The 6,830-nt window shown below is 56.8% G+C and carries 8 protein-coding genes; all 8 read right to left on the bottom strand.

The annotated features are described in order from the left end of the window. Window positions 1-85: 85 nt before the first annotated feature. The 8 genes from FEF26_RS14885 to FEF26_RS14850 all read right to left on the bottom strand — a co-directional run bounded on the left by FEF26_RS14885 (window position 86) and on the right by FEF26_RS14850 (window position 6,714). Window positions 86-850 (bottom strand): alpha/beta hydrolase, encoded by a 765-nt coding sequence (locus tag FEF26_RS14885; RefSeq protein ID WP_138254326.1) that lies wholly within the window; start codon window positions 848-850, stop codon window positions 86-88. 6 nt (window positions 851-856) lie between these two features. Continuing rightward, a complete protein-coding gene (locus FEF26_RS14880) occupies window positions 857-1,564 on the bottom strand; it encodes a hypothetical protein (protein ID WP_138254325.1) in 708 nt (235 codons plus the stop codon). A gap of 59 nt (window positions 1,565-1,623) precedes the next feature. Beyond that, window positions 1,624-2,262: a hypothetical protein gene (locus FEF26_RS14875; RefSeq protein ID WP_138254324.1), complete on the bottom strand. Its 639-nt coding sequence runs from the start codon at window positions 2,260-2,262 to the stop codon at window positions 1,624-1,626. 182 nt (window positions 2,263-2,444) lie between these two features. Next, on the bottom strand, window positions 2,445-3,167 hold the full coding sequence (locus tag FEF26_RS14870; protein ID WP_138254323.1) for a hypothetical protein: 723 nt from the start codon (window positions 3,165-3,167) through the stop codon (window positions 2,445-2,447). A 59-nt stretch (window positions 3,168-3,226) separates the two neighbouring features. Beyond that, window positions 3,227-3,904 (bottom strand): hypothetical protein, encoded by a 678-nt coding sequence (locus FEF26_RS14865; protein ID WP_138254322.1) that lies wholly within the window; start codon window positions 3,902-3,904, stop codon window positions 3,227-3,229. Window positions 3,905-3,910: 6 nt separating this feature from the next. Next, complete coding sequence (locus FEF26_RS14860) at window positions 3,911-6,028, bottom strand: alpha/beta hydrolase (protein WP_166433068.1); 2,118 nt, start codon at window positions 6,026-6,028, stop codon at window positions 3,911-3,913. Window positions 6,029-6,072: 44 nt separating this feature from the next. Further along, the gene (locus FEF26_RS14855) at window positions 6,073-6,429 is read right to left on the bottom strand and encodes a hypothetical protein (RefSeq protein ID WP_138254320.1); all 357 of its coding nucleotides are present in this window, start codon (window positions 6,427-6,429) and stop codon (window positions 6,073-6,075) included. A 9-nt stretch (window positions 6,430-6,438) separates the two neighbouring features. Next, window positions 6,439-6,714 carry a pore-forming ESAT-6 family protein gene (locus FEF26_RS14850; protein ID WP_208012951.1) on the bottom strand — a complete coding sequence of 92 codons (276 nt, stop codon included), beginning with the start codon at window positions 6,712-6,714 and terminating at the stop codon, window positions 6,439-6,441. Window positions 6,715-6,830: the final 116 nt, after the last annotated feature.

Below are 6,830 nucleotides of genomic sequence, written 5' to 3'. Positions count from 1 at the left end.
ACCCCAGAACCAGATCCAGTGAAGTAACCCGTACCGCTCCACGTCTCACTTGATTTGACACGCTCCGGTCCTCCGGTACTGGACACTAGTTGTTGTCAGCGTAGTACTCGTTGACTAACTTCACGGCCTCACTGCGAGTCTCAACCTCCTGGGCCTGGCCTTCAAACTCAACCTTGTAGGCATCCGCCTGACCCGCTGGGTTGCGGATGATCTCCTCAATGTGCTCCTCGAAAAGATACTCGTAGTACTCCACAGTGGCCTTTGTCATCTCGTCAACCTCATCACCGCGACCATCATTGATCATCGCAAGCGCTTCTAGGGTTTGGCTCTCTTCGTCGAGGTAGCCATATTCATCCGCTGCACGGAAGTTTTGGCTGTGACCACCAACCGGGTAACCAGGTGGATTCCCCATGCCATCTGAGGAAAAGACGTAGGCACCGAAATCCTCATCAGTGGGATCTAGCCGCTTTTCCCCAAAAACAGGCGACAGCGTCCATCGGCCTTTACCTGAGAGCGTGTCGGTTGAGGCGTTGGTGGCATAAACAGCTGGTCGCCCTTCATCAGTGGTGGCCACATTCAGGTCTGATGTATGTTCGGCAACGTTCTCAGGGATCCCAGCGGACCCATACATCGAATACGTATCTACAGGGTGCGTTGTGCTTGTCAGGGCACGAGCCGCGGTGTTTGTCCCGTAGGAATGAGCATTAATGTTGACTGTGGTCTCATCAGCTTCGCGGTGGGCGTCCATGGTCTCGCGGTAACCATCCAAGGCATAAGCCAACGCCCACGAGCCGTCATCGGCATGGCTCTGATCCGGGACTTCTGATGCCGGGTCTGGTTGGCCGTTAATGCTCTGCTATTCGTTTCTGATCCGTTCTAGCCGTTCTTCCCGTTCACGTTGACGCTCTTCACGTCCCTCCTCACTCCGTTCGCCCAAAATCCGTTCGTAGGCGGCGATGATGGTTTCGTGATCGGAATACCGGGTCTGATACGTGGCGCCTCCTAGTTCGGGTGAGTCTGCGGAGATGAGGAAGATGCGTCCTTCTTCTCGTCCGGCACCGTAGTAGATGCCTCCATAGGGGCCTATGCCGTTGCTGTTGTTGATGTTCTCGGTGAGGCCGAGTTCCTCAGCGATCTCTTCTGCCAGAGCATAGGCCTCTTCGAGGTCTGTCAGCTCTATGTCGAAGTTAACGTCGTGGCGGTACATGCCGCCGCGTGTGCGGGCAGGGACTTCAGCGTCGTGGAGTTCAGCACTCCATGGTTGACCGTCGATGGTGGCGACGTCGTCGCCGAAGTGTTCTTGCATGATTTCTACCACGATTTCGAGTTCTGCTAGTTGTTCTTCTTGGGTGTAGCCGCCCTCGACGTCGATCAGCCCATCACTAGAGTTGCCATTGTTTTGGGGTGTTTCGTCCTGCGGGTCCTGGGTCTGCTCCGGCGCCTTGCTGGTTGGGGTGTCTGTCGCGGGTGTTCCTGGTGTTTCTTCCGCTGCGGAACAACCAGCCAGCACCAGTGACACGATCAACACAGCGCCAACCAGCCGAGCAGGGTCACACGGGGTCATCGATGTTTCTCTCGTCCGGAACTTCTGATGCGGGGTCCGCTCAGACTGTTAACGCTTTACTACTCGTTTCTGATCCGTTCTAGCCGTTCTTCGCGTTCACGTTGACGCTCTTCACGCCGTTCTTGCCGGCTCTCACCGGCGATTCGGTCGAAGGCCTCTTGAAGGGATTCGTGCTCGGAACAGCGCGTTCGATAGAAGACTTCGATGATGTTTTCATCATCAGCTTGCTGGCCGATGATAAGGCTGCGCCCTCCCTCACCGCTGGCTACGAATCTCATCGGTCTCTGCCCGGTTCCGTCTTCAATAATTTCTTCACTTGTGGAGAACCCCAAGTCCTGGGCCATTTCATAGCCAGCAGCTAAAGCCTGCTCAACATCCAAATCTGCGTAATCAAAGATCACACGATTACGGAAGATATCGTCTCCTTGGCAGGAGGCGTTGGGGCGCCGATTCTCCATATGGTGCTCAGGGGTCCATGTGTCTGTCTGCCCATCTCGGAGAACTGGGTTGCTACCCAAGCGCTCCTGCATCACCCGGACGAACTTTTCGATTTCCTCGATCTGCTCTGAGTGCGTCTCTTCAGGGCCCAAGTCCACTCGCATGTCCTGCTCCTTCGTCTCATCAGAGCCGCCCAATGACTCCGTGACCGCATCCACCCAGCCGCAGGAGCTCAACACCATCACCGCCGTTAGCCCCACCGCACTCCATGATGCGACCCTTGTCTTCCTAAGACCCACCACGGATCACTCCGCTCGAATTCTTGGGAAGACATGGGGTCTCCGTCGCAGGGCTGCTGAGGATAAAGTCATCTCGCGGGGTCATCGATATTTCTCTCATCCGGGATTTCTGATGCCGGGTCTAGTTGGCCGTTAATGCTCTGCTATTCGTTTCTGATCCGTTCTAGCCGTTCTTCACGTTCACGTTCACGCTCTTCACGTCCCTCCTCACTCCGTTCACCCAAAATCCGATCGTAGGCGGCGATGATGGTTTCGTGATCGGAATACCGGGTTTTGTAGGTAGCTCTTGATCGATCGGGTGCGGAAGCGGAGATGAGGAAGGTGCGTCCTTCTGCGCGTCCTGCGCCGTAGAAGATGCGCCCGTGGGGGCCTATGCCGTTGCTGTTGTTGATGTTTTCGGTGAGGCCGAGTTCCTCAGCGATCTGTTCTGCGGTGGCATAGAGTTCTTCTAAATCCTGCGCAGGAATATCGAACCTCACCTCTTGGCGGTACATGCCGCCGCGTGGGCGGGCAGGGACTTCGGTGTCGTGGAGTTCAGCACTCCATGGTTGACCGTCGATGGTGGCGATGTCGTCTCCGAAGTGTTCTTGCATGATTTCTACCACGATTTCGAGTTCTGCTAGTTGTTCTTCTTGGGTGTAGCCGCCCTCGACGTCGATCAGCCCATCACTAGAGTTGCCATTGTTTTGGGGTGTTTCGTCCTGCGGGTCCTGGGTCTGCTCCGGCGCCTTGCTGGTTGGGGTGTCTGTCGCGGGTGTTCCTGGTGTTTCTTCCGCTGCGGAACAACCAGCCAGCACTAGCGACCCGATCAACACAGTGCCAACCAGGACCCGGCCAACCAGCCGAGCAGGGTCACACGTGGTCATCGATGTTTCTCTCATCCGGGAACTTCTGATGCCGGGTCTGGTTGGCCGTCAATGCTCTGCTACTCGTCTCTGATTTCTTCCCGCAGTTCTTCCCGTTCACGCTGGCGCTCTTCACGCTGCTGATCTTGGATTTCCCCCACGATTCGGTCAAAGGCCTCTTGAAGAGATTCGTGTTCGGAACAGCGCGTTCGATAGAAGACTTCGATGATGTTTTCATCATCAGCTTGCTGGCGAATGATAAGGCTGCGGCCTCCCTCGCCGCTGGCTACGAATCTCATCGGTCTCTGCCCGGTTCCATCTGCAGTGATTTCTTCACTTGTGGAGAACCCTAGGTCTTGGGCCATTTCATAGCCAGCAGCTAGAGCCTGTTCAGCATCCAAACCCTCGTAGTCAAAGATCGCCATCTGTCGGAAACTCTCATCACCTGAACAGTTCGCAATCGGCCGATGGTTCTCCGCTTGGTGTTCAGCGCTCCAGGTATCAGATTCCCCGCCGCGCCACACGTAATCGTCACTCAAATGATCCTGCATCACCCGGACGAACTCTTCGATTTCCTCGATCTGCTCTGAGTGAGTTTCCCCAGGGCCCAAGTCCACACGCATGTCCTGCTCCTTCGTCTCATCAGAGCCGCCCAATGACTCGGCGGCCGAGTCCACCCAGCCACAGGAGCTCAACACCATCACCGCCGTTAACCCCACCGCACTCCAGGCTGCGACCCTTGTTTTCCTAATGCCCATCACGGATCACTCCACTTCACTTCCTGGGCTGCGTTCAAACTCTACAGACCCCATATCACCGTTGAGGATCTCTATTTTGGATTCGAAAGACAGCGTCGCTGGGTCCTGGTACCCGTAGATGTCTGGATCTGCGTCATATCTGGTGTGGTCGGTCACCGACTGCTCCTCCGAGGCCTCCTCCCAGAACCAGAAGGGCTCCTCGACATCAGAGGAGTAAACATAAGCGTCGAACTCCTCAGATCGAGGGTCTACCCGAGGTGAGGCAAACATGTCCTCTGGAACCACCACATAGGGCTCATCGCGCCAGAAGGCATTGACTTCCCCGCCCCGTCCCAATGCCGCAAGCCAGTCGGCCTCTGCTTCAGTGACGAACACAGCCGGCTTACCCTCCTCAGTCCGCTCCACATTCAGCTCTTCAGCTGAGGATGCGGCACTGGCCGGGATACCTGAGGAGCCCGCGAAGAGCACTTTATCGACAGTGGACTGCTGGTTATCTAGAGTCAAGGCATGTGAGACCATATTTGTCCCATACGAATGGGCCACAACATTGATACCCATGTCGTCATTTCCCCGTGCTGCAGAGGCTGACTGCTGACCATCGAGAGCATAGGCAAACCGGTACGAACCCTCATCGGCTCGCACATCATTCATGACCGACCCATTCTGATCAAACAATTCCTCGTGCGGAGCCCCCTCGAAGTGCCGCAGCTCCTCCCAAGACACAGTCAGACCCTCATCCTCATCCCAGAACTCCTCCAAAGACTCCGGAATAGTCTCGTCCAGAGTAGGTGGATCATAGGCCATCCATGCGATAACGGCCTGGTCGTTTGTTTCATCGAAGATGTCCTGTGCCCGGTCGACCTCTCCGGTCATATTGGCAGTGCTGCTGTTCATTCCCGGCACGTTATACGTTACCTCTGAAGCCTGATCGGGATTGCCCACCGCGACCTCCGCCAGTGGCTGTCGATCCCGATCACCCTCAGTCCCTACATCCAATGACAGTAAGAATCGCTGCCCTGTCCCAGCCCCCTGAGAAGTGGTGGAATCCTGGATGGAATTTAGGTGCTGTTCGTATTCGTTGTACTGACCCGACTGTCGCAGGATATCGAGGGCATTCATGTTTGCTTCATGACGCTTCTGGGCTGGCACTCCCTGGGTGTTGCCGGTCAGCAGCGGCAGAAAAGCCACCATTGCATTTTGTTCACGTGACTCCATACCGTTCCACCAGCTGGCGCCGTCAGCGCCGGTAGGCCAGGACTCAAGCTGGTCCTCATTAGTCGGCAGGGGCATCGAATACTGATTGATCTGGGGATTAGCCTCCGCGAACTCGTCAATACCTTCGGCGTCCATCTGCCCGAGGTGGTCGTAAAACGCCCTGATGTCTTCCCCGGTGACATCGTTTGAGGTGACTGTCTCATACAGTTCAGTCGCCGTTTCCACAGGGTCGCCCGCGCCGGAGTCATCGCCGCTGCGAATCATCTGGGTCACCGCGGAGTGGAAGGCGAACCCCAGACTGCCCACACCGAAGAGCCCGTTCGACCCAAACCGGCCATTCCCGGGACTTCCGTCTGTGAGGCTGAAAGCCGCGGAGCCAAAGCCCGTACCTGCCGCGCCGACCACAGGGATCTGGTCTTGGTAACCGCCACCTCCGGCGATGGAATCGATCTCTGCTGCGGTCTGCTGCTCCAGAGCATGCCACCTAGAATTCAGCCCCATCACGTCACTGTTATGGACCTCTATATCACGGCGTAACGCCTCATCCTCAACTGAGGTGCCCTGCTCACCGCTACCACTCAGCAAACCCGAGGTTAACAGTCGGGCCTGTAATGTGCTCGCTTGCCCCTGGAGAGCCGATGCCTGTTGCTGCAGCCCATTGGCCTCGGTCGCGAAACGTTGCAGCACTTGGGAGGCCCTGCCCGCAACCTCCGCCCATTCACGGGTCACCCCCGGCACTTCATCAAGGGCGGTGCGCACGATGTCCTGGGTCTGGCTCTCCTGATACGAAGAGACCAAGCCAGCCCACGAGTCTGCCGCGGATTCCATCTCCGCAGCAGCTGAAGAAGTCTCTGTAGCCAACGACGCCGCCGCAGCAGCCAACGTATGCCACTGCCCGTTGATCTCCACTGGCCACCTCACCGACAAACCCCCAGCCTGACCCTGATCTAACATCACGCACCTGCCCGAGTGAATCCGACCACCGCAGAAGCCTGCCCAGCAGAGGCAAGTGAAGTCTGTTGCATCAATCCGTCGCCTTCGGAAATTGCAGCACAAGCCTGACTCACAGCGTCAGCACACCCTGCTGCGTAATCGCCGCTTCGCACACCGGTCTCACTGCGCTGGGCCCACAGCCGTGTCACCGCATCAGCCACCGCTTGGGCCGAACCGCAGGCCGACGCAATATTGTGACCCTGACTTGAGGCCGAGATCCCACGAGAACGCGCTGCCTCGGCGGACGAATCAACTTGGGCCAGCGTCGCTAAAACCGCAGCGGGAACGACGTCGTACTCCACGCCCACCCAAGACACCCCCTTCGATCAAGTTGCTGTGCTNGTGGAGGTCGCGGTCTGGTCGTTTTCCGCCATGGTCTGACGGATCAGGGTGATGATGTTTTTCACTTCATGGGAGGCGTTGCGCCACCGAGATTCCACCTGTTGGTACTCCGCATCAGCGCCATCCATCTGAAAGTCCGATAACGCGGCAGAGACCTGTTGATCCCGCTCAGCAATCAACGACTCCAACCGTGAAGCAATTGACTCCACATCTGATTGCACCTGCGAGGACACACCGGTATCAAAAGAAATACGATCCATAGACATGATCAACCAACTCCTTAATATGTCTTCGATTTATTGTTCCCAGACTTCAGAGGCAGGCGACCTAACGGCTTGAGGAGAACCTGGCCGCATCAAAGTTCGCCGCACCTTGA

Origin of the sequence: Nesterenkonia salmonea (assembly GCF_005771525.1) — a bacterium.
Lineage (GTDB): Bacteria > Actinomycetota > Actinomycetes > Actinomycetales > Micrococcaceae > Nesterenkonia > Nesterenkonia salmonea.
Note: the sequence above shows the minus strand (reverse complement) of the source record. Positions and strands in the feature narration are given on the sequence as shown.